This is a genomic window from Heyndrickxia shackletonii (genome assembly GCF_001420715.1).
In the GTDB taxonomy this organism is placed as follows: domain Bacteria; phylum Bacillota; class Bacilli; order Bacillales; family Bacillaceae_C; genus Margalitia; species Margalitia shackletonii.
This window is the reverse complement of the sequence record NZ_LJJC01000006.1, coordinates 24,928-47,500: the sequence shown is the minus strand read 5'-3', so window position 1 is coordinate 47,500 and position 22,573 is coordinate 24,928. Positions and strand designations below refer to the sequence as shown.

Annotated in this window: 25 protein-coding genes; 22 read left to right on the top strand and 3 right to left on the bottom strand. The window is 36.4% G+C overall.

Features of this window, described 5'->3' with window-relative positions:
• The first annotated feature begins 28 nt into the window (after positions 1-28).
• The 5 genes from AN964_RS18605 to tsaD all read left to right on the top strand — a co-directional run bounded on the left by AN964_RS18605 (position 29) and on the right by tsaD (position 3,365).
• Entirely contained in the window at positions 29-517 is a 489-nt protein-coding gene (locus tag AN964_RS18605; RefSeq protein ID WP_055741334.1) for a GNAT family N-acetyltransferase, read from the top strand.
• A 215-nt stretch (positions 518-732) separates the two neighbouring features.
• A complete protein-coding gene (gene tsaE, locus AN964_RS18600) occupies positions 733-1,188 on the top strand; it encodes a tRNA (adenosine(37)-N6)-threonylcarbamoyltransferase complex ATPase subunit type 1 TsaE (protein ID WP_055741333.1) in 456 nt (151 codons plus the stop codon).
• Positions 1,185-1,898 carry a tRNA (adenosine(37)-N6)-threonylcarbamoyltransferase complex dimerization subunit type 1 TsaB gene (tsaB, locus tag AN964_RS18595; protein ID WP_055741332.1) on the top strand — a complete coding sequence of 238 codons (714 nt, stop codon included), beginning with the start codon at positions 1,185-1,187 and terminating at the stop codon, positions 1,896-1,898. Before tsaE ends, tsaB begins: the two co-directional genes overlap by 4 nt.
• Position 1,899: 1 nt before the next feature.
• The gene (gene rimI, locus AN964_RS18590) at positions 1,900-2,346 is read left to right on the top strand and encodes a ribosomal protein S18-alanine N-acetyltransferase (RefSeq protein WP_083489471.1); all 447 of its coding nucleotides are present in this window, start codon (positions 1,900-1,902) and stop codon (positions 2,344-2,346) included.
• The gene (tsaD, locus tag AN964_RS18585; RefSeq protein WP_055741331.1) at positions 2,346-3,365 is read left to right on the top strand and encodes a tRNA (adenosine(37)-N6)-threonylcarbamoyltransferase complex transferase subunit TsaD; all 1,020 of its coding nucleotides are present in this window, start codon (positions 2,346-2,348) and stop codon (positions 3,363-3,365) included. The genes rimI and tsaD overlap by 1 nt, the downstream gene beginning before the upstream one ends.
• Positions 3,366-3,941: 576 nt before the next feature.
• On the opposite strand, the gene AN964_RS18580 is transcribed toward tsaD, so the two are convergent.
• A complete protein-coding gene (locus AN964_RS18580) occupies positions 3,942-5,870 on the bottom strand; it encodes an ABC-F family ATP-binding cassette domain-containing protein (protein ID WP_055741330.1) in 1,929 nt (642 codons plus the stop codon).
• Between the two features lie 168 nt (positions 5,871-6,038).
• Between AN964_RS18580 and moaC the strand changes: the two genes are divergently transcribed.
• The 4 genes from moaC to tatC all read left to right on the top strand — a co-directional run bounded on the left by moaC (position 6,039) and on the right by tatC (position 8,438).
• Complete coding sequence (moaC, locus tag AN964_RS18575; RefSeq protein WP_055741329.1) at positions 6,039-6,527, top strand: cyclic pyranopterin monophosphate synthase MoaC; 489 nt, start codon at positions 6,039-6,041, stop codon at positions 6,525-6,527.
• Positions 6,528-6,546: 19 nt separating this feature from the next.
• Positions 6,547-7,218, top strand: a complete 672-nt coding sequence (locus AN964_RS18570; RefSeq protein ID WP_055741328.1) for a redox-sensing transcriptional repressor Rex — start codon at positions 6,547-6,549, stop codon at positions 7,216-7,218.
• A gap of 52 nt (positions 7,219-7,270) precedes the next feature.
• Positions 7,271-7,513 carry a twin-arginine translocase TatA/TatE family subunit gene (locus AN964_RS18565; protein WP_055741327.1) on the top strand — a complete coding sequence of 81 codons (243 nt, stop codon included), beginning with the start codon at positions 7,271-7,273 and terminating at the stop codon, positions 7,511-7,513.
• 163 nt (positions 7,514-7,676) lie between these two features.
• Complete coding sequence (gene tatC, locus AN964_RS18560; RefSeq protein WP_055741326.1) at positions 7,677-8,438, top strand: twin-arginine translocase subunit TatC; 762 nt, start codon at positions 7,677-7,679, stop codon at positions 8,436-8,438.
• Between the two features lie 118 nt (positions 8,439-8,556).
• On the opposite strand, the gene AN964_RS18555 is transcribed toward tatC, so the two are convergent.
• Both AN964_RS18555 and AN964_RS18550 read right to left on the bottom strand, forming a co-directional pair.
• Positions 8,557-8,751, bottom strand: a complete 195-nt coding sequence (locus AN964_RS18555; RefSeq protein WP_055741325.1) for a YdiK family protein — start codon at positions 8,749-8,751, stop codon at positions 8,557-8,559.
• A complete protein-coding gene (locus AN964_RS18550) occupies positions 8,748-9,491 on the bottom strand; it encodes a CPBP family intramembrane glutamic endopeptidase (RefSeq protein WP_055741324.1) in 744 nt (247 codons plus the stop codon). Before AN964_RS18550 ends, AN964_RS18555 begins: the two co-directional genes overlap by 4 nt.
• 370 nt (positions 9,492-9,861) lie before the next feature.
• Here AN964_RS18550 and groES point away from each other — a divergent pair, with 370 nt between their 5' ends.
• The 13 genes from groES to AN964_RS18485 all read left to right on the top strand — a co-directional run bounded on the left by groES (position 9,862) and on the right by AN964_RS18485 (position 22,572).
• Positions 9,862-10,146 carry a co-chaperone GroES gene (gene groES, locus AN964_RS18545; protein WP_055741323.1) on the top strand — a complete coding sequence of 95 codons (285 nt, stop codon included), beginning with the start codon at positions 9,862-9,864 and terminating at the stop codon, positions 10,144-10,146.
• Positions 10,147-10,208: 62 nt separating this feature from the next.
• On the top strand, positions 10,209-11,843 hold the full coding sequence (gene groL / locus AN964_RS18540) for a chaperonin GroEL (protein ID WP_055741322.1): 1,635 nt from the start codon (positions 10,209-10,211) through the stop codon (positions 11,841-11,843).
• Between the two features lie 577 nt (positions 11,844-12,420).
• Positions 12,421-13,209 carry a Flp pilus assembly protein CpaB gene (gene cpaB, locus AN964_RS18535; protein WP_083489469.1) on the top strand — a complete coding sequence of 263 codons (789 nt, stop codon included), beginning with the start codon at positions 12,421-12,423 and terminating at the stop codon, positions 13,207-13,209.
• Between the two features lie 27 nt (positions 13,210-13,236).
• On the top strand, positions 13,237-14,388 hold the full coding sequence (locus AN964_RS18530; RefSeq protein WP_055741321.1) for a CpaE/TadZ family protein: 1,152 nt from the start codon (positions 13,237-13,239) through the stop codon (positions 14,386-14,388).
• Between the two features lie 12 nt (positions 14,389-14,400).
• Positions 14,401-15,753 carry a TadA family conjugal transfer-associated ATPase gene (locus AN964_RS18525; protein WP_055741320.1) on the top strand — a complete coding sequence of 451 codons (1,353 nt, stop codon included), beginning with the start codon at positions 14,401-14,403 and terminating at the stop codon, positions 15,751-15,753.
• A complete protein-coding gene (locus AN964_RS18520) occupies positions 15,750-16,676 on the top strand; it encodes a type II secretion system F family protein (protein WP_055741319.1) in 927 nt (308 codons plus the stop codon). The genes AN964_RS18525 and AN964_RS18520 overlap by 4 nt, the downstream gene beginning before the upstream one ends.
• A gap of 4 nt (positions 16,677-16,680) precedes the next feature.
• Positions 16,681-17,613, top strand: a complete 933-nt coding sequence (locus AN964_RS18515; RefSeq protein ID WP_055741318.1) for a type II secretion system F family protein — start codon at positions 16,681-16,683, stop codon at positions 17,611-17,613.
• A gap of 23 nt (positions 17,614-17,636) precedes the next feature.
• On the top strand, positions 17,637-17,846 hold the full coding sequence (locus tag AN964_RS18510; protein ID WP_055741317.1) for a hypothetical protein: 210 nt from the start codon (positions 17,637-17,639) through the stop codon (positions 17,844-17,846).
• A gap of 52 nt (positions 17,847-17,898) precedes the next feature.
• The gene (locus AN964_RS18505) at positions 17,899-19,290 is read left to right on the top strand and encodes a vWA domain-containing protein (protein WP_055741316.1); all 1,392 of its coding nucleotides are present in this window, start codon (positions 17,899-17,901) and stop codon (positions 19,288-19,290) included.
• Between the two features lie 16 nt (positions 19,291-19,306).
• Positions 19,307-20,932: a YtxH domain-containing protein gene (locus AN964_RS18500; RefSeq protein WP_055741315.1), complete on the top strand. Its 1,626-nt coding sequence runs from the start codon at positions 19,307-19,309 to the stop codon at positions 20,930-20,932.
• On the top strand, positions 20,922-21,527 hold the full coding sequence (locus AN964_RS18495; protein WP_055741314.1) for a hypothetical protein: 606 nt from the start codon (positions 20,922-20,924) through the stop codon (positions 21,525-21,527). Before AN964_RS18500 ends, AN964_RS18495 begins: the two co-directional genes overlap by 11 nt.
• 15 nt (positions 21,528-21,542) lie before the next feature.
• Positions 21,543-21,920: a hypothetical protein gene (locus AN964_RS18490; RefSeq protein WP_055741313.1), complete on the top strand. Its 378-nt coding sequence runs from the start codon at positions 21,543-21,545 to the stop codon at positions 21,918-21,920.
• A complete protein-coding gene (locus AN964_RS18485) occupies positions 21,913-22,572 on the top strand; it encodes a hypothetical protein (RefSeq protein ID WP_055741312.1) in 660 nt (219 codons plus the stop codon). The genes AN964_RS18490 and AN964_RS18485 overlap by 8 nt, the downstream gene beginning before the upstream one ends.
• The last annotated feature ends 1 nt before the right edge of the window (position 22,573 follow it).

Below are 22,573 nucleotides of genomic sequence, written 5' to 3'. Positions count from 1 at the left end.
GATTTTATGGCAATGGAGGAATAAACTTATGCTTCATATAAGGGATGCCGCTGTAACAGATTTAGCAGCAATGCTAGAAATTTACAATGAAGCAATACGAAATCTTTCTGCAACGTTTGACCTAGTTGAACAAACAATAGAACAACGGATGGTTTGGTATAAGGAGCATAGCGGAAAATACCCGTTCATTGTTGCTGAAATGGATGGGAAAGTTGTAGGCTATAGTTGTTTAAGTAAATTTAGGGATAAAGAAGCGTACTCCCAAACAACAGAACTATCCATATACCTTTCATCTGATTGCAGAGGAAAAGGTGTCGGAAGCGTGTTAATGCAAGAAATTCTGATTCGGGCCGCAAAAGATGGATATCATACTATCATTAGCGGGATTACTGGCGGTAATGAGGCAAGTGTAAAGCTCCATGAAAAGTTTGGATTTGAATTTGTGGGCTGTTTTAAAGAAGTGGGATATAAATTTAATGAATGGCAGGATGTTCATTTTTATCAACTTATTCTTTAAGATATGTGTACGACTGTTGGGACCCCAGCAGTTTTTCTTTTGAATTATGGTTAAAAGTTAAAAAGACTTGTACGCTTTGCTCATTTATTGGTATTGAGGTAAACTAGCAGTATAATGATTTCCTTAGGACGTATAATCCTAAGGCTTTTTAATAAGTCTTTTATTATTTTATATAAATTTTTTAGCTAAAACGCTACTTTTTAGAGGAGATCGGTATGCAGGTTTATGAATGGATTTCAAATGGACCAGAAGAAACGTTTGTATTTGCTAAGAAATTAGCATCAATGCTTCAAGAAAATGATTTGATATTATTAGAAGGTGACTTAGGGGCAGGAAAAACGACTTTTACCAAAGGAATTGCTGCTGGTTTGGGAATACGCAGAACTGTAAATAGTCCTACCTTTACCATCATAAAGGAATATCACGGCAGACTTCCTCTGTTTCATATGGATGTATATCGTATACAGGATTCCTATGAGGATCTGGGGTTTGATGAATATTTTGAAGGTGGAGGAGTGACCATAGTTGAATGGTCCAAGATGATTCAGGAGCAACTGCCGCCTGATTATTTGGAAGTCACCATCACACATCAAGGTGATCAAATAAGAAAATTGGAATTTAATCCAAAGGGACAGCGATATGAGTCTTTGTGTAAGGAGTTATTTAAATGAAGGTACTAGCAATTGATACATCGAACCAAGTACTGGGGATTGCCCTTCTAGAGGAAGGAAAGGTTATTGGTGAGTATATAACAAATTTGAAAAAAAATCATAGTATTAGAGTAATGCCGGCTATTCAACATTTGCTTCAGGATTGTGATACATTGCCGAAGGAGTTGGAGAAAATTGTTGTGGCAAAAGGACCGGGTTCCTATACGGGGGTAAGGATTGGTGTAACGATTGCGAAATCATTGGCATGGAGCTTAAAGATACCGCTTGTAGGCGTGTCTAGCTTAGCATTAATGACCGGTGTCGGTCGTTATTTCGATGGATATTTATCGCCGTTGTTTGATGCAAGAAGGGGACAGCTATACACAGGCTTGTATAGATATCATGAAAATAAACTGGAAACAGTGAAGAATGATTGCAATATATTAGCGGTTAATTGGGCGGAAGAACTAAAGAGATTAAACAAAAAAATATTATTTATTGGTCAGGATGCTGCACTTCATCAATCAGTGTTAAGAGATGTACTAGGAAACTATGCGGTATTTGCGGAAATAACAGAAAACAATCCTCGTCCTAGCGAATTAGGTCTTTTAGGGATGGATATGCCAGGTGAAGATATCCATACCTTTGTACCAAATTATATAAGGTTAGTGGAAGCTGAGGCAAAGTGGTTAGAGGCACATAAAAATGATGATGTTGGGTCAGGGGATTAACATGTCACATATTACATTTCGCAAAGCAACTCTGGATGATTTAGATGGAATTATCAAGGTGGAGTTGGAATCATTCACCCTTCCATGGTCCCGGGAAGCTTTTTACAATGAGTTCGTGAATAACCAATTTGCACATTATTTTATCTTAGAACATAATGGCAACATAATTGGCTATTGTGGGGTATGGATTGTCGTGGATGAGGCACATATCACAAATATCGCTATATCGCCGGAATATCGCGGTTTAAAATTGGGTAAAAGTTTGATGAAAAAAATGATGGAATTTGCAAGACTTCATCGTGCCCACTCTATGACCTTAGAGGTTCGGGTTACCAATCATATAGCACAATCATTATACCGAAAGCTTGGCTTCCAGGATGGAGGCATTCGAAAAGGCTATTATACGGATAATCATGAAGATGCTTTAGTAATGTGGGTGAAATTATAATGGAAAAAGATCTTATCGTACTAGGGATAGAAACAAGCTGTGATGAAACGGCAGCATCCGTTATCAAAAATGGGACGATTATTTTATCAAATGTTGTTGCTTCTCAAATTGAAAGCCACAAACGGTTTGGCGGTGTTGTGCCGGAACTGGCATCCAGGCATCATGTTGAACAAATAACAATTGTGATAGAAGAGGCATTAAAGGAAGCTGGGATTACACTAGCAGAATTAGATGCAATTGCTGTAACGGAGGGGCCAGGATTAGTTGGAGCATTATTAGTTGGGGTCAATGCTGCAAAGGCAATAGCTTTCGCTAACAATATCCCATTGGTAAGTGTTCACCATATAGCTGGTCATATTTATGCAAATAGACTAATAAAGGAAATGACTTTTCCATTATTGTCACTTGTTGTTTCGGGAGGTCATACCGAAATAGTCTATATGGAGGAGCATGGAGAGTTTAAGGTAATAGGGGAAACAAGGGACGATGCTGCTGGGGAAGCCTATGACAAAGTAGCCAGAACATTGAACTTGCCATATCCAGGTGGTCCGCATATTGACCGCCTTGCTCATGAGGGGACACCAACTATTGATTTGCCGCGTGCATGGTTGGAAGAAGACTCCTATGATTTTAGTTTTAGCGGCTTAAAATCTGCGGTTATAAACACTTTGCACAATGCCGCCCAAAAAGGGATATCGATTGATTCAAAGGATTTGGCAGCAAGCTTTCAAGATAGCGTTATTGATGTACTTGTTACAAAAACTGTACGTGCTGCAAAAGAATATAACGTAAAGCAAGTTCTATTATCAGGTGGTGTCGCCGCGAATAAGGGCCTGCGAAAAGCTTTGGAAGAGGCATTTAAGCAATTGCCATCTATAGAACTAGTAATCCCGCCATTAAACTTATGCACAGATAATGCTGCCATGATTGCTGCTGCTGGAAGTGTGTTATTTGAAAAAGGGAAAAGAAGCAGCCTTGCTTTAAATGCGAATCCGGGATTAGATATTGAGAGTTTTTAATCAACAAAAAAAGCATTCAGTGATAACTGAATGCTTTTTTTGTGAAGAGATAACGGAGAATTTTATACAAAAATCGTCCTTATTATAACTTATTCATAAGTCTGTGGATAACATATTTAATGAAAAAATCCACAAACTTATGTCAGATAAGAAATGGTTAAAAAGGGACGAACAGATGTTGTTGTGCACAGGTTGTGGATAAGTTGTTAATAACTTTAAGATGATGTGTATAAACAGTAACTATTACTCTCTGCTTTCTGTGTATAAAGTGGATAACTTTGTTGATAAATGTGTATAATGTGGAAAACTTGAAAATAACTTAAAAGATCAGGCATTGTATTGTGAATAAAATTGTGGGAAAGTGAAAAGCGAAATCGCCTTGCTTATTGGCGTACGAATTTCGTAGTCTTCGATGCAAAATATAGAGAACACGGCACAGGGATTAGTAGATTCCTTACCCTCTTGGAGATGATGTAGAAATAGCTAGACAAGGACCAAACTCGTGGAATAAAATCTGCGATACAAAACTTATAATGGTTATATAATAAAAAAATAGCTGGGGTCATTCCCCAGCTATTAAAGGAGTTCGGCAATTTCCGACCATTCTTCCATTAAATCATTAATAAAAGATTTTTTCTTCTCAATCTCCTCATGTAAATTGGCAAGACGGACATGATCTTGATAAATTTCCGGATCACTTAATAAAGCTTCTTTTTCTTGAACCTCTGACTCTAATGCTTCTACGGTTTCTTCTATCTCTTGAATCCGTCTTTTTCGCTGTCGTTCCACTTTCTTTGCTTCTTTATCCATTTGATAAGCTTGCTTGGAAGTGGTTTCAGGTATTGCCTTTGTTATTTTAGTTTGTTCTTCAAGTTTTTGAAGCTCTTCTAATTCTTGCTTTTTTTCCACATAATAATCATAATCACCAAGAAATTCCTTTGTTCCTCGTTTCGAAAGCTCTATGACCTTCGTTGCAATCCTGTTGATAAAATAGCGGTCATGGGAAACAAACAGAATGGTACCTGGATAATCAATTAATGCATTTTCTAAAACTTCCTTACTATCAATATCTAGATGGTTTGTTGGCTCATCTAAAATGAGAAAGTTCGCATTTTGAAGCATGAGCTTTGAAAGGGCAAGCCTTGCCTTTTCTCCACCGCTTAAGGTAGAAACAATTTTAGATACATCATCGCCGGAAAAGAGGAAGTTGCCTAGTACAGTCCGAATTTCCTTCTCGCTTTTTAAAGGATAGTCATCCCATAATTCTTGGAGTACCGTTTTATTGGATGATAATTCGGCTTGTTCCTGATCATAATAACCTATCATTACATTCGAACCATATTCTATCGTCCCGTTAAATAATGAAAGCTTTTTAATAATTGTTTTTAAGAGGGTAGATTTTCCTATACCATTCGGGCCGACTAAAGCAATGCTGTCTCCCTTTTTGATGGAAATATCAATGTTTTCGGCAATAACTTGGTTGTTATAGCCAATAGCAGCATTACGTATATTCATAACATCATTTCCGCTTTGACGTTCAATGTCAAAGGAGAAATTAGCGGATTTCTCATCTCCATTAGGCCGGTCCATTAATGTCATTTTTTCCAGTTTTTTTCGACGACTTTGTGCTCTTTTCGTTGTCGATGCCCTTGCAAGATTACGCTGAATAAAGTCTTGAAGCTTTGCTACTTCCTCTTGTTGCTTTTCATATAGCTTCATATCTTGCTCATACTGTTCGGCCTTTTTTACTAAATAGTCACTATAATTCCCTATATATTTTTGAATCATATGACGGGAAATTTCATACACTTGGTTAACCACTTTATCGAGAAAATATCGATCATGAGAAACAATAAGAATAGCACCTTCATATCCTTGTAAATATTGTTCTAACCAGGATAATGTATCAATGTCCAAGTGGTTAGTAGGCTCATCCAAAATTAAAATATCAGGTTTTGTGAGCAAAAGCTTAGCCAGAGCAAGTCTTGTTTTTTGTCCTCCGCTTAATGTTTTAATCAGTGTATTATAATCATAATCACCAAACCGTAAGCCGTGAAGAACGGAGCGAATATCGGCTTCGTATTGATAACCTCCGGAATCTTTGAACCGTATTTGCAGTTCATCGTACTCTTTTAGGAGTCTCTCATATTGATCGGCTTTATCATAAATAGATGGGTCTGACATTTGATGTTCGAGTGAACGAAGTTTCTTTTCCATTTCCTTTAAATCATGGAACACTGTAAGCATTTCATCCCAAATGGATAATTCTGATTCTAATCCGGTATTTTGAGCTAAATATCCAATAGACACATCTTTTGGTTTGATGATTTCACCAGTATCGTGAGACATCTGCCCAGATATGATTTTTAACAAAGTAGATTTCCCGGCACCGTTTCGGCCAACTAGAGCAATTCTATTTTTTGTTTGGATTTCTAATTTTATATTCGATAAAATAAGTTCAGCACCAAAATATTTTGATAGTTGTTGAACTTGCAATAATATCATTTTTATCACCTCAGATTATTAATGTTAGTGTAACGTATATCGGCATAGTTCGGCAATAATCCTGAATAGGATAGAATAAATGATAGGGATATAAATTTTTCCCATTTCATTGAGGCGATGACATTGACAATGAAAAGGTGTATGATGGAAAAAAGAGGTGAATGCAGGTTGTCGGATTTCACTCATTTTAATGAACAAGGACGGGCAAAAATGGTAGATGTAAGCGCTAAACCGGAAACTATTCGTACCGCAATAGCTGAATCTAGCATCGAACTTAATGCCCAGGTGTATGAACATATTAGTGAGAATAAAATCAAAAAAGGCGATGTATTGGCAGTCGCTCAAATCGCCGGGATAATGGCAGCCAAAAAAACATGGGATATTATTCCGATGTGCCACCCGATTCCTTTAAACGGTATTAATATCGAATTCACTTGGAAAAAGAATGAAGATCAATTTGTGCTTTGTATACGGACAACAGTTAAAACAAAAGGAAGCACCGGTGTGGAAATGGAAGCATTGACTGCCAGCTCTATAGCAGCGCTAACGGTGTATGATATGTGCAAAGCTGTTGATAAAGGAATGGTGATCGGTCCTACTTACTTAGTAGAAAAGACCGGCGGAGTATCTAGTAAGGATTTTAAAAGGGAAGCATAGTATATTTGGGGGAAAGCAAATGAATGAAGACACGCTAAAAATACCTCAGGCAACAGCAAAAAGATTGCCTCTTTACTATCGTTTTTTGCAAAACTTGCATAATGCAGGCAAGCAGAGAGTATCATCAGCGGAACTTAGTGAAGCGGTAAAAGTAGATTCTGCAACAATCAGAAGAGATTTTTCCTATTTTGGAGCCCTAGGTAAAAAAGGGTATGGATATAATGTTAACTATCTTTTAAGCTTTTTTCGAAAAACACTGGACCAGGACGAAGTAACAAAAGTAGCATTAATCGGTGTTGGAAATTTAGGTACCGCCTTTTTAAATTATAATTTTTTAAAAAACAATAATACTAAGATTGAAATTGCTTTTGATATAGATAAAAATAAAATTGGGAAAAAAATCGGACAAGTACATGTCTATGAATTTTCAGAACTGCAAAGCCGTTTAGTAGAAGAAAATATTTCTATTGCTATTTTAACTGTTCCTGCTGAAGTGGCTCAATCTATTACAGATAGCATCTTAGAGACGAATGTTAAAGGTATATTAAATTTTACACCGGCTAGACTAAATGTACCGAGTTCTATTAGAGTGCATCATATCGATTTAGCTGTTGAGCTGCAAGCACTTGTGTATTTTTTGAAGCATTATCCAAATGACACGGAAAATTCACAAGAGGAAACAAATTCATAATAAAAGAATAGTTGATTTCTGCTATCATATCATTATAAGGAGGTGGGCACTGATGAGACCAGGTATTGGAAGTCTTATTATTATTGTAATTGTAGCTTTATTAGTGTTTGGTCCGAAAAAGTTGCCTCAATTAGGGAAAGCTGCTGGTAGTACATTACGTGAATTCAAGAATGCTACAAAAGGTTTGGCAGACGATGATGACGATGAACAAGCGAAAAACACAAAAGTTGATATAACAAAAGACGAAACAGCAAAGGATACAAAAGTTAACATAACAAAAGAGGACGTTAAATAAGGCTTTTTTATCATGCTATGCTGCTTTGAAATGAAATTATTTATTTTGAAGAAGAATATTTCTAATAAAAATACCCGGACTAATTGTTTTGGAGTTTTCATACAGTACGAATAGTGAAATTTACAGTAAAACAGTATACATGTAAATGATAGGATGAAAATAAATGAGTCAAAAAGATATGACGATATTTGAACATTTATCCGAGCTAAGAAAACGACTGTTCGTAATAGTCGTTTTCTTTATCTTGGCTTGTATTGTAAGTATGTTTATTTCCCAGCCGATCATTCGGTATTTGCAAAATGCGGAGATAGCGAAAGATTTGACGATGAATGCTTTTCGTTTGACCGATCCTTTCAAAGTGTATTGGGAGGTTACCGTATATTTAGCCTTAATCATGATACTGCCAGTTATTTTATATCAATTATGGGCATTTATAAGCCCTGGTTTATATGAAAAAGAGCGCAGAGTCACATTAAGCTACATTCCGGTTACACTACTATTATTTATCGGTGGACTTGCCTTTTCTTACTTCATCCTGTTCCCGATAATTATAAACTTCATGCTGAAGTTATCGAATCAACTGGATATTCATGCGGTAATTGGGATAAATGAATACTTCCAATTCTTATTTCAAATTACGCTTCCATTTGGCTTCTTGTTTGAATTGCCGGTAGTGGTATTATTCTTAACGAGATTGGGAATCATTACTCCAATGTTTTTAGGGAAAATCCGTAAATATGCTTACTTTGTCATAACAGTTGTTTCGGCTTTTATTACCCCGCCGGATGTTATGTCACAAATTGCGGTAGGAATTCCACTTATCATTTTATATGAGGTCAGTATTTGGATTTCCAAAATTGGCTATCGAAAAGTAAAAGCTGCGGAAGCGCAGCTCGAATTGGAAAGCCAAAATCAAATGGAATAAGAAAAGCGGAAGCCTTTCTCATCCGCTAGCCGATAGGCGCAATTGAAATTGAAGTGCAAATTTCACCTGTAGCTAGACAAAGTCTAACAGAAAAAAACCTTCCTCAATAAAGGAAGGTTTATTTATTATTACGGCTTGATATTTTAAAATACAGTAAAATCAATCGAATACCTGCACCAAAATCTAATGTGGCTAAAAGAATGAGTACGTATGTAAAAGCTCCCCATCCGCTAATAGCCACTCTTTGTATAGCCATATATGTAAACATTACTCCTAAAAGGCAATAAACAATGCCAGAAAAAATAGCTCTCATCCAAAAAATCCTCCAATAAAGCTATGTACTTTGTCATAATTTTCTATGATCTTTTGTATATTTTCGCGATTTAAGATCTGTACGGTGACAACAATTGTATTCATCATTACATGAGCAATAATGGAGACCATAATTCTTTTTGTTTTATAATAAAGAAACGCGAAGGTAAACCCCATAGCAGAATACAAAATAAGATGGACGGGCTCAAGATGAGCTAATCCAAAAATAATTGAACTAATAACAGCTGAAAAAAAGAAAGAAAAACGCTTATTCAGTGTTCCAAAGATGATTTTCCGAAATACAATTTCCTCTAAAATTGGTCCGACAATGGAACTCACAATTACTACTAACGGGAAGTTTTCGATCAAATCAATGATTCTTTGCGTATTCTCAGAACCCGCTTTAACCCCAAGTAAATGTTCAATAATTGCTGCAATATATTGTGCAAAAAAAGCGAGGAAAATTCCTCCAATAGCCCATCCTATCGATTTTCCTAATGGAAGCGGGATTGTCCGGTCGTCCCGTCGATTATATTCTGCCTTTTTCAAAATCAATAGCACGATGATAAGGGCAGCAATGAAGCTTATGATAATCCAGTACGGAGAGGCAAGCAATTTCATTTGATTATATGGGATATGAAACGCCTTGATTCCTAACATAAGGACAAGTGGAACACCAATTATTCCAGAAAGCTGCATTACAATATAGGTAATTAATATATAGCCATATTCTTTTTTCAATGTAATAAATTCCTTCCTCACCTATAATAGCATATGTTCATTCTACTATTGATAATGGTGGTATTCAACAGAGAACCCTTTCTTATAACGGTAAAATCCTTATACTCCAAAATTTATATTGGAAAATTGCCGAAAACTTTGGCGTATCCTCTACAATTATTTTATGTATGAAAGATAGATAATTATGAATACAATGAACAGGATTGGAAATGATTATTACAGTGTGTATTTTTCCCTTTTTAAAAAAATAATGTACAATACTTGCAAAATTGAAATGAATTATTTATTATAATAATTGTGTTAGCACTCGAGAGTGATGAGTGCTAATAATAAAAAATTTACATATTCAATTTCAAGGAGGTCGTTTCACTTGTTAAAACCACTAGGTGATCGAGTCGTAATTGAGCTAGTAGAAACTGAAGAAAAAACTGCGAGCGGTATCGTGTTACCTGACTCTGCTAAAGAAAAGCCACAAGAAGGCAAGGTTGTCGCTGTAGGTACTGGACGTGTTTTAGATAGCGGTGAGCGTGTTGCACTTGAGGTATCTGAGGGCGATCGTATCATCTTTTCAAAATATGCTGGTACAGAAGTGAAATACCAAGGTAATGAATATTTAATTCTTCGTGAGAGTGACATCTTAGCTGTTATCGGTTAATGATTAACAAAGTATGATAGATTTAGTGAAATTTTGAAGAATGACGAGGAGGTCGTAAAGGAATGGCAAAAGAAATTAAATTCAGTGAAGAAGCACGTCGTGCAATGCTTCGCGGTGTTGATAAATTAGCAGATGCTGTAAAAGTTACATTAGGACCAAAAGGCCGTAACGTAGTTCTTGAGAAAAAATTCGGTTCTCCACTTATCACAAATGATGGTGTAACAATTGCTAAGGAAATCGAATTAGAAGATGCTTTCGAAAACATGGGTGCAAAACTAGTATCTGAAGTTGCAAGCAAAACAAACGATGTTGCTGGTGACGGTACTACTACTGCAACAGTACTTGCTCAAGCAATGATTCGTGAAGGTTTGAAAAACGTAACAGCTGGTGCTAACCCTGTAGGTATCCGTAAAGGTATGGAAAAAGCTGTTCAAGTTGCTATTGAAGAACTTCATGCTATTTCTAAGCCAATCGAAGGAAAAGAATCTATCGCACAAGTTGCTGCTATTTCTTCTGCTGATGAAGAAGTTGGCCGTTTGATTGCAGAAGCAATGGAACGTGTTGGTAACGATGGCGTTATTACAATCGAAGAATCTAAAGGATTCTCTACTGAATTAGATGTAGTAGAAGGTATGCAATTTGATCGTGGATATGCTTCTCCTTATATGGTAACAGACTCTGATAAAATGGAAGCTGTCCTTGAAAATCCATATATCTTAATTACAGATAAGAAAGTTTCTAGCATTCAAGAAATCTTACCTGTTCTTGAACAAGTGGTACAACAAGGCAAGCCATTATTATTAATTTCTGAAGATGTTGAAGGTGAAGTTCTTCCAACATTAGTATTAAATAAACTTCGTGGAACATTCAATGCAGTAGCAGTTAAAGCTCCTGGCTTCGGTGACCGCCGTAAAGCAATGTTAGAAGATATCGCTGCACTAACTGGCGGCCAAGTAATCACGGAAGATCTTGGTCTTGAATTGAAATCTGCTACAATTGAACATTTAGGCCGTGCTGCAAAAGTTGTTGTAACAAAAGAAAATACAACAATTGTAGAGGGTGCTGGAGAACCAGCTACTATCTCAGCTCGTGTAAATCAAATCCGCGTTCAATTAGAAGAAACAACTTCTGAATTTGACCGTGAAAAATTACAAGAACGCCTTGCTAAGCTTGCAGGTGGAGTTGCCGTTATCAAAGTTGGTGCTGCAACAGAAACAGAATTGAAAGAACGCAAACTTCGCATTGAAGATGCTTTGAACTCAACTCGTGCAGCAGTTGAAGAAGGTCTTGTATCCGGTGGTGGTACAGCACTTGTAAATGTATATAATAAAGTAGCGGAAATTTCAGCTGAAGGTGATGTTGCAACTGGTATTAACATCGTACTTCGTGCATTAGAAGAGCCAGTTCGTCAAATTGCTCACAATGCAGGCCTTGAAGGATCTGTTGTTGTAGATCGCTTGAAAAAAGAACAAATTGGCGTTGGCTTCAATGCAGCTACAGGTGAATGGGTAAATATGTTTGATGCAGGTATCGTGGATCCAACTAAAGTTACACGCTCTGCTCTTCAAAATGCAGCATCTGTTGCAGCTATGTTATTAACTACTGAAGCAGTAGTTGCAGATAAGCCAGAACCAGCTGGTGCAGCTGGTGCCGGAATGCCAGATATGGGTGGCATGGGCGGCATGGGAATGATGTAATCCCAAGCAACTAATGCTTGAAAATCCCCTTGGACTATTAGTCTGAGGGGATTTTTTTTGAATTAGTAACGGTCCCTTGTCCCGAAGGTGTTCTCAAGTAATGCTAAAAAACACCTATAAATGAAATATCGATCCACAAAACAGTGCTAATTAGTATTGAAAATTTCCCCTTTTGTCGAAAAGCTAGTTCTATTGTTTACGTAACTAGGACTTTTAAAAAAGGTTAAAAAGTCCTATTAATTGTAATATTTGAAATATAATAATGATTATTTTACAAATAACGACAAAATTCCCCATCTCTTTACTAATAAAAATTTCCCACAGAAAGACTATTTACCTAGAAAATTATTTTGGTTTCAAAATAAATGCAGGAAAAAGGTACCATACATAATTCGACAATTTTTACACATTGTTGACCAAATTGTTAACGGATGGTATTTATCAATATAGGGATATTTTTGTATAAATTATGCTATTAATCTCATAAATTGGTATTTAAAGTATAAAAGTTAAATGCGAGAAATATATTGTACTTATCCAACCAGTTGTACTTTAGTCACGGAAATGAGGTAGTAGAATGTTAGAGTCGAAGAGACGAGCAATGATATTTTTGCTCTTGGCATTTATATTGGCAGCTATTGCTGGGTATTTGGTGTTTGATAAGGTTAAAACACTAAATTCGCAATTAGGGGGGATGACAAAAATATATGTGGCTGCGGGTGATATTCCCTCCCGCACACTGATTACAGAAAACCAGATTAAAACGATAGAGATGCCTAATCGATATGTATCCAAGTCATATGTTACGAATAAAAATAAGCTTGTTAATCAGGTGGTTGTTGTCCCTTTAAATAAAGACGATATTATCACAAACAATATGCTTAAGCCTGCAACAGAACTTAGGAAAGCAAACGACCGGTTAGTTGCGATGTATCGTTCTGACAAAATTCAATTTGACCAGGTGGTAGCCACAAATGATCGGGTAGATATTATCGTTTCAACCGAGGAAAATGGCCAAAAGAAAACAGAGATCTTTATGAGAGATGTTCCTGTTGCATGGGCCCAAGGTGAAGGCAGTAAATTTGTCGGTGCCGCATTAGAAGTAAGCCTGGAGAATGCCCCGAAATTGATTAATATGGAGAATTATGCAGATCATATCAGGGTGTTGAAAGCAAATGTAGGTAAGGAAGAGGATAATCCAGCAAAAGAGACACAAGTAGTAACAGAGCAGCAAACAAATCAAAATGCGGCTAATACCTCTGATAATAAAAATCAAGCTACGGATACAAATAATAAGGAAAACAATAAGCAAAAATCGGAAGGAAAAAGCGAACAAAAAAAAGGTAATACATCAAATAAAAAGTAAGCTTTTTAAGGTGGAGAGGAATGTAACGTGGAAACGAATTTAAAGCTCTTATTAGTAAGTGATGATGAAGTACTACATAATCAATTACTGAATGTCATTGAAGATAATATCCATGTCCAAGTTGTAAATCCAATGGATGTGGTGCGTGAAATTAATCGGGATGTACCGGACATCGTCTTATACATTCAGCCAGCAAGTGATATAGCGGTTGAGAATATCCAATACATAAAGTCAGCTAACCCTGCTACGCTTGTAATCTTTATAGCAAAAAGCTCCGACTTTACCTTATTGAGGAATATTACGAAAGCAGGGGCAACAGAATTCTTTGTATTTCCAGAGGAGCAAGGAACATTTGCCGCCAGACTTCCTACAATTATTAAAAACTATGAACTAAATAAAGAAACTAATAATACTTCGTTTTCTACTTTTGTAAGGGGGAGAGGGCAAATCGTTTCCTTCTTTAGCGGCAGCGGTGGATCAGGTAAAACGATTTTAGCTTCTACCTTTGCACAAACATTGAAATTGGAATCAACCGCTGAGGTGATTCTAATTGATCTGAATTTACAATTCGGAGGAATAGAAACCATTGTCTCTATTAACTCTAATCGCTCTATTGCAGACCTTACACCAGTTATAAGGGAATTAAATGAAAGTCATATTCGAAATGTTTCACAAACTGAAAACTATTCAAAAATGGATGTTTTAATCAGTCCTTGTGATGCAGAAGTAGCAGAGACATTGTCAGAGGAGTTCATTGCAAAGCTACTTAGGACCTGTAGACGGAGCTTTGATTTTGTGATTATTGATCTTCCTTCTTTTATCAACAACCAAGTAGTGACAGCTTTAGAGGAATCTGACCAAATATACTATGTATTATCTCCTGATACACCATCGTTAAAGGTTTTAAAGCAATTCGAAGAACTATCCGCAAGGCTCGGCATTGAATTGAAGTCTAGAATGAAGATCATTTTAAATCATGTGGGAAAAGAAAATGAAGTGCAGGAAAAGGATTTGAAGGACATTGTTCGTTTCCCTATTGAGGCAAGAATTCGTAGAGATTTAAAAGGGTTGCAGCCTTTTATTAATAAGGGTGAACCGGTACGTAAAACATTGAAAGAGAGAAGACTTATTCCTTTTGCAAAGGATGTTAGAAAATGGGCGCATTCGGTATTGAAATAGGGGGTTAAAGGAATGTCATCTTTATTTGAAAAGCGTAAGCAGAAGCTGAATGCCAAACCCAGTATCGGGTCGTACCAATATGAAAATCGTTTCGTGGATGAACTAGTTGAACATTATAAGGCAAGACTACTAAGGGACACGAATCTTGAATCACTTACCCAGCTTTCACAAGGCGAGATGCGACTCCGAATTGAACAAATCGTCAGCCAGTTCATGTCGGAAGAGAAAGTCATCATTTCAAGACAGGATAAAGAAATACTGATCACTCGGATTTTAGACGAATCAGTTGGATTTGGCCCATTAGAGCCTCTAATAAATGATTCGACTATAACGGAAATACTTATCAACGGTTTTAATGAAGTGTATGTAGAACGCTTAGGAAAGCTTGAACAGACAGAAGTGAAGTTTCGAAATGACGAACATGTCCGTCATATTGTCGATAGAATTGTCTCCCCTTTAGGAAGAAGGATTGATGAGAGCTCACCAATGGTTGATGCGCGTTTACCAGATGGAAGCCGCGTGAATGCAGTTATATCACCAATTAGTTTAAACGGCACATTAGTTTCAATTCGAAAGTTTAGAAAAGAACCGTTTAAAATGGATGATCTATTAAACTTCCATACTCTTAATTCAGCAATGGCGCAATTTTTAGATGGAGTCGTCAGGGCAAAGATGAATACTCTTATATCTGGAGGGACGGGTAGTGGAAAGACAACACTATTAAATGTTATTGCTGATTCTATCCCGCACGGAGAAAGGGTCATTACAATTGAAGACTCCGCTGAGCTTAGGTTAGACCGTCCAAATGTAGTCGGTATGGAAGCGCGTCCTGCCAATGTGGAGGGCCGCGGGGAGATTACCATTAGGCAACTTGTAAAAAACGCACTAAGGATGCGCCCCGACCGCATTATCGTCGGTGAGGTTCGAAGTGGCGAAGCATTTGATATGCTTCAGGCAATGAACACAGGTCATGAAGGGTCTATCACAACGGTCCACGCCAATTCCCCTGATGATGCATTGCGAAGGGTGGAAGCAATGGTGGTAATGGCAGGAATGGAGCTTCCAAGCCACATTATTAGGGAGTATATTGTAGGTGCTCTCGATATTATTATCCAAGCATCCAGATTAACAGACGGAACAAGGAAAATTGTCTCCATTTCCGAAGTAATGAAGAAAGCGGATGGGTCTCATTCTGTAAAGGAAATTTATCATTTTAAAAGAATCGGAATGCGCCGGGATGGAAGTATTGAAGGCTATTTTACACCAACAGGATATGTTCCCCAGTGTTTAGAACGACTTAAAGTCTTCGGTATAGACATTCCAAAGGCAGCATTCACACCAATCGAAAGGGAGGTGTTAACTTGAATTACGGTCTCGTCACTACACTAGCAGTATTTGTATTCATCATTGCCTTTTACTTTTATTTGGATTATCGAAAAGAGAAAAGAGAATGGAAGAAAAATGTAGATCACTTTTATAATGACGGGGTTAAAAGAAAAAGCTTTATTGTGTTATTGGGAGATCGTTTTGATAAAACGGAAACAGCAAAACCAATACGCGAAAGATTGGAAGCATCCAATATTCCATTTACGCCATCGGAATATATTGGTGCATTAATAGTAGCATATTTGGGTATTAATATTTTTCTTCATAATATTTTTAGTATTAAATTTCCGATGGCCTTGTTCATATCAGCTCTAGTTCTTGAGGGGTCAAGAAGATTAATCTTTTTAATGAGGAAAGGGAAGCTTAAGCAAAAAATAGTTCAGCAGCTACCGGAAATATGCAGAACATTAGCTAATGCAACCCGCTCAGGAATGACTCTCAATCAAGGGATCCAGCTTGTAGCACAAGAAATTAGTATGCCTGCTAAAGCAGAGTTTAAGAGATTAGCATACGAATTATCGCTTGGAGTTGATTTTAATGCTGCATTAAGACAAATGGAAAAAAGACTTGATATACGGGAGTTTCAACTTTTTGTTGCTACCCTGCTTATTCAAAAAAGAGCAGGTGGAAATTTATATGCGGTATTAGATGAAATGAGTCAAACGTTGGAAGAAAGAAATCTTCTCCAACAGGAAATTAAAACGATGACCGCAGAACAGCGATATGTTGCATACATTGTTCCTATCATTCCTATTTTTCTCGTTCTGATGATGAACAATGTTGTAGATGGATTTTTAGACCCATTATTCTCAGGGATTGGTGTAATCTTACTTGTTTTGTTTTTAGCAGGAACCATTGGGACCTTTCTTCTCGTTAGAAAGATTACCAATATAAAGGTGTGAAAATATGGATGGATTAATTGTTATTTTTATCATTATGGCATTAGGATTTTTCGCCCTTTGTTTAAGAAGCTTTTATATATATTTAGTAGAAAAGCAGAAGCTAAAAGAGGAAATAAAGGAAAAAACCTTTATCCAGCATTCATATGAAAGAAAGCTAACTAGAAAAGAAAAAGTAATCTCAAGAATGTTTAAGTTTGCGGATGACTTTTCAGACCTAGGTCAAAGAATTAATTTTTTCAGTGAGAATGAGGATGTAAAAAAGCTATTAACACAAGCGGGTTTCCCTTATCAATTGACCATTGAGAGATTTCAAGGATTGAAAATATTTCTGCTAATAATAGGGTTTTTCATTGGCGCAATCTTACTTTTGTTAAGATTTCCTTTTTCACAGTTTATGGTTATCCTACTACCTGTTATCGGATATATGGGAACAATTTTATGGTTGAAAAGTAAGGCAAAGAGCAGACAAGAAGAACTATCCTACCAGCTACCCGATTTTTTAGACACAATGAGCGTTACATTACAAGCGGGTGTTGGCTTAGATCACGCTTTAAGAGAAATTGTACCCTACTTCGAAGGTCCGATAAAAGAGGAATTTGGGAGATTTATACAAGAAATTGACGTTGGTGTTCCAAGGCCAGAAGCATACAAGTCGTTGCTAGAACGAAACGAAAGCAAGGATTTTCAACTGCTTATTCGATCCTTAATTCAAGGAGAGAAGCTAGGGGTGCCAATCTCGAACACCTTTAAGCAAATATCAGAGGAAATGCGAAAAATTAAAAAAGAAAAAATCAAAGAAAAAGCTGCAAAAGCGTCACCGAAGATTACTCTAGTTACAACATTTTTGGTTATGCCATCAGCCCTCATTCTTATCGGAGGATTGATGATTATGAATATGTTTTCACAAAACAAAAATTTATTTATGTTTTTCAAGTAAAAAAAATAAGGAGAGATGCAAAAATGAAGAAAAAATTATTGGGATTGTATGTAAGATTTATGAATCCGGTGAAAAACGAAAGAGGAGCTCAGTCTTTGGAATGGTTGGGATTGGCTGCATTGTTGATTTTGATCATTGCGATTATATCTAAGGCGCTTGATACACAAAAAGAGTCAATAGGAGGCATTATATCAAAAATTATTGATAAGATTTCTAAAATGGTAGGGGATTGAACGTTTGGCTTTCTAGGATAGAATATATGTATGAATAAAGGATGGAAAAAAATTGAAGTTAATATTAAAGAATGTATTCTTTATATCTATGATATTTTTATTATTATGCTCTTGTAGTAGCAATAATAAAAATGAAGGTGTCGTAAAAGAGAATAATACTGCGAATAAACAAGTAAAACATAATGATCATAAAGCGTCTAGCCAAAACAATAATAACAATAACAATGATGACTTTAATCTAGATCCATTACCCACTACTTATGAAGAATTGGCAAAGTTACCAATGGGCAAACATGATGATATAGATATTTTAGGAAGTGAAGCTGATAAAGAGATTTTGAGGATTTTTGGAAGTTTGCCTCATATTTCTGACAATCCAAGTAAGAAAGAGTTGGATTTATATTATAGTGATTTGTTAAAAAATTTACAACAAAATTATGAAGGTCCAGAGAATATTATTAGAAGGCTCAAATTTAGCTTATTAGGAAGTCCTCTATCCGATAATGATCGATATCAGTTTAAGGAGCATTTAAATGTTGAATTTATAATAGATGCATCGGGAAGTATGGCACAATTGATAGATGGTAAGTCGAAAATGCAAGCTGCTAAAGAATCTATCATAAAGTTTGTAAGTAAGCTCCCAAAAGATGCAAAAGTAGGTATAAGGATATATGGACATAAAGGAAGTGGCTCCGATTCTGATAAAATTCTTTCCTGCAAAAGTAGTGAAATTGTCTATTCTATTTCAAATTACGATGAGGGAAAGTTTAAATCAGCTTTAAATAAATTTTCCCCAAAAGGTTGGACACCTATTGGATTAGCACTCGCTGAGGCAAAGAAAGATTTATCTATTTATGATGGAAAAAACAATACGAATATTGTTTATTTAGTAAGCGATGGTGTAGACACTTGTAACGATGATCCTATTAATAAAGCAAAGGAACTATACTCATCTAATATTTCACCTATTATTAATGTAATTGGTTTTGATGTTGACAATGAGGGACAAAATCAATTAAAAGAAATTGCTGATGCGACCAAAGGGATATATGAAAATGTTAATGATGAAGGGGAATTACAAAGTGAGTTAGATAAAATCAATGATTTAGCAAATCAGTGGAAAACATGGAAAGAGAATGGTATGAAACAACTTGAAATAAATAAAATCAATAACAACCTAGACATATTTTCTTATATTGCAAGGGAAGAATCAAAAGCGGTTAAAGAAAGAACGAAAATTGAACATATATTGTATGTATTGTACCAGGCGAAAATGTTTGATAAGGATTCTTTTGACTATTTGGATAAGAAGGATTCAGAATATCATAAGTGGATTCAGGAAGAAATAAATAAATTTAACCAAGAATTAAAAGCATTAAATGAGAATAACTACCAAGAAGCTATTAAACAATTAGAAGAAAAATATAATGAAAATACCCAATAGATTGGGGTGATTTTATTTGAGGGGAAGGAAAAATCAAAGATTTATAAGTTTCTTGCTAGTTACCATCCTTACCTTCTGGATGGTTTTCCCGGTTGTTGGTTATGCAGCGTTTATTACACCGGGGACACCGATTACACCGGGAAAAGCTATTACTCCTGGTACTCCTATTAAGGGAGGGAGCTTTATAATACCCGGAAAAGTCTATGATCCTGGTAATCCTATTAAGGGTGGTAGTGTAAGCGGTACTGGAAGCTTGATTTCTGGTCAGCCGATTATCTCAGGGAATGGCTTAACGTTAGGAGCCTTCATTATTCCAAACGCTCCTCCAGTAATAGGAAATCCGCTAAATGGAATTGGCAATTTAAATGGAGGAACAGCAATCCAAGGAGGTCAAGGCCCGAATGGCGGAAACGCAGCCCAAGGAGGTCAAGGCCCGAATGGCGGAACTGCAGCCCAAGGAGGTCAAGGTCCGAATGGAGGAACAGCAGTTCAAGGAGGTCAAGGCCCGAATGGAGGAACAGCAGTTCAAGGAGGTCAAGGCCCGAATGGTGGAACTGCAGCCCAAGGAGGCCAAGGTCCGAATGGTGGAACTGCAGCCCAAGGAGGCCAAGGTCCGAATGGTGGAACTACAGCCCAAGGAGGCCAAGGTCCGAATGGTGGAACTACAGCTCAAGGTGGCCATGGCCCAAATGGATGGAATGTATCACAAGGCAGCGGTGGACAGTCTGGCTCAGGGGTATCCAGTGGTGATAGCGAAAATCCATCCTTTGTTAACCTGTTATTCAAATCAACAGATACTAAGAGAGGGATTTTTGGACAAATAATTGGAGCGGTAAGAGATTACAAGACATATATATTAGGATTTGCAGATAAAGTTGCCCAAGCAGGAGCAGCTGGATATGCTGGCTTTGGTTTCAATGATAAAGGGAATTCCAAATATGGAGTTACAGGGAAAAATAAATTAGATAATAAAGTAGCCAACTGGTTTTATGAAAGATACAAGGGTTATAAGCATAATGGTGAAGAAACCAATTTTGGCCCCAAGTCAAGACATATAGGACAGCAAAGGGTAGACTCATTTTTTAAATCCAAAAAAATCGGAAATGTATGGTCAAGTATAAAGGGTTCTGTTAAGGAATCATGGAATATATTTTCCAAAGATGCTTATAAGATGAAGAATTTAGTTAAGTTAAATGGACCAGTGAATGTCCTATTGTCTTCTGCAAATAATTTAATCGATTATTCGAAGTGGGGAAGCAAAAGTAAACTAGGGTATGCTTCAACAGACTTTGCCGCGGATATGACGGTTGACACAGCTATTGGTGTTGGATCAACAGCTCTTGGAAGTTTAGCATCAAGTGCACTTGCAGGCGCAGTAGCGGGTTCTACTGTTCCGGTTGTTGGAACAATTGTTGGGGCTGCAGCAGGATTAGCAACAGGAATTGTAGTGACTTATTTGATTAACGGTACTGCTACAGGAAGAAAAATAAAAGGCGCAATTAGAGATGGTGTGAAGTTTGCTTACGATGGTATAGCTACTGGTTTGAAGAAGGGCTATGAAAAAGCAAAACAAATTGGTAATAAAATAAGCAAAGGTTTTTCCTCAACATTTAAAAAGTTAGGTGGTCTATTTGGCGGCTAATCAACAAATTGTCAGTTTCAAAAAGAGCAGAATCATCCAATCTTATATTTTACTAGCATTCTTTGGGTTTATAATAAGTTTCGTTCCTTTTGAATTTTGGTCTTTAGCGTTATTTAATGAAATTCTTGCTTTATTGGCAGTGCCATTGTTTTTCCTCTTTTTGAGGAAAAATAGGCACACCAGTAAGCGTTATTTTTCATTATTATCTTTTGTCTTAATGATGGAGATGGCAATTTTTTTTGTGGAACCTATTCTAAGGATATTCTATGGAAGCATCCTCTTTTGGTTTGAGCTATTGGTTCTAATCTTCTTAGGAATATTATCTTACCGTATTGCTGAAAACACTGCTCAAGGTTTTTTAAAGCCTGGTTCCAAATTTGGACTTATTATATACGCAGTATGTGGCGTCATTATCGGTTTAGGAACAATTGTTTATCGAGTTACATTGGCAGCCGAAATTCCGGATGCATTTCCAATAGCGATTATTTTGTATATATTTTCACTAATGTTTTTATTTATATGCCCAATTATGTTAATTCGACCAGAAAGAGTGGAAGATCTGAAAAAAGGTAGATATACGGCTTCCCGAAAATAATGGAGGAACTGATACATGTTTAGCTTAAAAGGGTTATTAAGCACGCTAGGAATCGCACTAATATGTACTGTAGTAGTGTCCTTTTTGATAGGATTACTCAATATAAAATATGAATTTTTAGGTGTTTCTATTATCTTCCTTATTTCGTATGTTGTAACAGGAATAACCGCACCGCTATGGAATCCTAAGACACCTTACTTTTCCAGTTATTTATCCAGCCTGTTTTTAACTATTTTAAACTTTTTTGCAGCTCTTTATGTTTTAGATGTAAATGTGCTCTTTAATCCTGATGGTGTTAATAATAGTTTAGTTTTGAGCTCGATGACATCATTAATTACAACCTTTATAGTTGTGCAGATTATGAAACGAAAACAGGTGAACAAATATGATTAGGGATACCATTGATATTTATAATCGAAACATTATAAATATCTTAATCGCTTCGATACTTCTTGTCATACCCGTAACGTTTTTTTTATTACTTGCTAGTGAGTATGTATATCAACTCGATATTGATCATCCGAACATTCCGATATTTTTCTTTGTTATTTTGAATTTTACCGTTCTTTTTCCACCCTTTTTTATCGTTGCCTGGAAAGACCAAAACGATCAAGCATACAGATGGGTTGATATGCTAAAGGCTTTCTTAAAACAATTCGGATATGTCCTAGTATTTACTTTAATATTTTATATCATCGCCGTTTATGGCGCTGTTCTACTATTGATTCCTACGTTTATCGGTCTTTCTATGATACTGTTATTGCCTTTATTTGTTAATAAAGCAACTATTCGGGATTCCTTATCTTCTGCATGGAATATCTTAAAAGAAGAAAACATATTTATTTTGATTGATTTGTTAATTATTATCTCACTAAACCTATTCGTTTGGTCTGGAGCGCTCTACATTGTAAAAGGGTTTGAAAATAATATGTTTTTCTTCATTATTTTACGATGCATTATCAATGCATTAGTATTTCCAGTTATCTATATCTACTTAACAATTAAATATCAACGCAATGATACAAATGCATTGAAGGGGCAGTGAT

Excerpts from the sequence above, each read along its gene's own strand:
- AN964_RS18605 (WP_055741334.1), top strand. The coding sequence starts at position 29 with ATGCTTCATATAAGGGATGCCGCTGTAACAGATTTAGCAGCAATGCTA.
- tsaE (WP_055741333.1), top strand. The coding sequence starts at position 733 with ATGCAGGTTTATGAATGGATTTCAAATGGACCAGAAGAAACGTTTGTA.
- tsaB (WP_055741332.1), top strand. The coding sequence starts at position 1,185 with ATGAAGGTACTAGCAATTGATACATCGAACCAAGTACTGGGGATTGCC.
- rimI (WP_083489471.1), top strand. The coding sequence starts at position 1,900 with ATGTCACATATTACATTTCGCAAAGCAACTCTGGATGATTTAGATGGA.
- tsaD (WP_055741331.1), top strand. The coding sequence starts at position 2,346 with ATGGAAAAAGATCTTATCGTACTAGGGATAGAAACAAGCTGTGATGAA.
- AN964_RS18580 (WP_055741330.1), bottom strand. The coding sequence starts at position 5,870 with ATGATATTATTGCAAGTTCAACAACTATCAAAATATTTTGGTGCTGAA.
- AN964_RS18570 (WP_055741328.1), top strand. The coding sequence starts at position 6,547 with ATGAATGAAGACACGCTAAAAATACCTCAGGCAACAGCAAAAAGATTG.
- AN964_RS18565 (WP_055741327.1), top strand. The coding sequence starts at position 7,271 with ATGAGACCAGGTATTGGAAGTCTTATTATTATTGTAATTGTAGCTTTA.
- tatC (WP_055741326.1), top strand. The coding sequence starts at position 7,677 with ATGAGTCAAAAAGATATGACGATATTTGAACATTTATCCGAGCTAAGA.
- AN964_RS18555 (WP_055741325.1), bottom strand. The coding sequence starts at position 8,751 with ATGAGAGCTATTTTTTCTGGCATTGTTTATTGCCTTTTAGGAGTAATG.
- groL (WP_055741322.1), top strand. The coding sequence starts at position 10,209 with ATGGCAAAAGAAATTAAATTCAGTGAAGAAGCACGTCGTGCAATGCTT.
- cpaB (WP_083489469.1), top strand. The coding sequence starts at position 12,421 with ATGTTAGAGTCGAAGAGACGAGCAATGATATTTTTGCTCTTGGCATTT.
- AN964_RS18525 (WP_055741320.1), top strand. The coding sequence starts at position 14,401 with ATGTCATCTTTATTTGAAAAGCGTAAGCAGAAGCTGAATGCCAAACCC.
- AN964_RS18515 (WP_055741318.1), top strand. The coding sequence starts at position 16,681 with ATGGATGGATTAATTGTTATTTTTATCATTATGGCATTAGGATTTTTC.
- AN964_RS18510 (WP_055741317.1), top strand. The coding sequence starts at position 17,637 with ATGAAGAAAAAATTATTGGGATTGTATGTAAGATTTATGAATCCGGTG.
- AN964_RS18490 (WP_055741313.1), top strand. The coding sequence starts at position 21,543 with ATGTTTAGCTTAAAAGGGTTATTAAGCACGCTAGGAATCGCACTAATA.
- AN964_RS18485 (WP_055741312.1), top strand. The coding sequence starts at position 21,913 with ATGATTAGGGATACCATTGATATTTATAATCGAAACATTATAAATATC.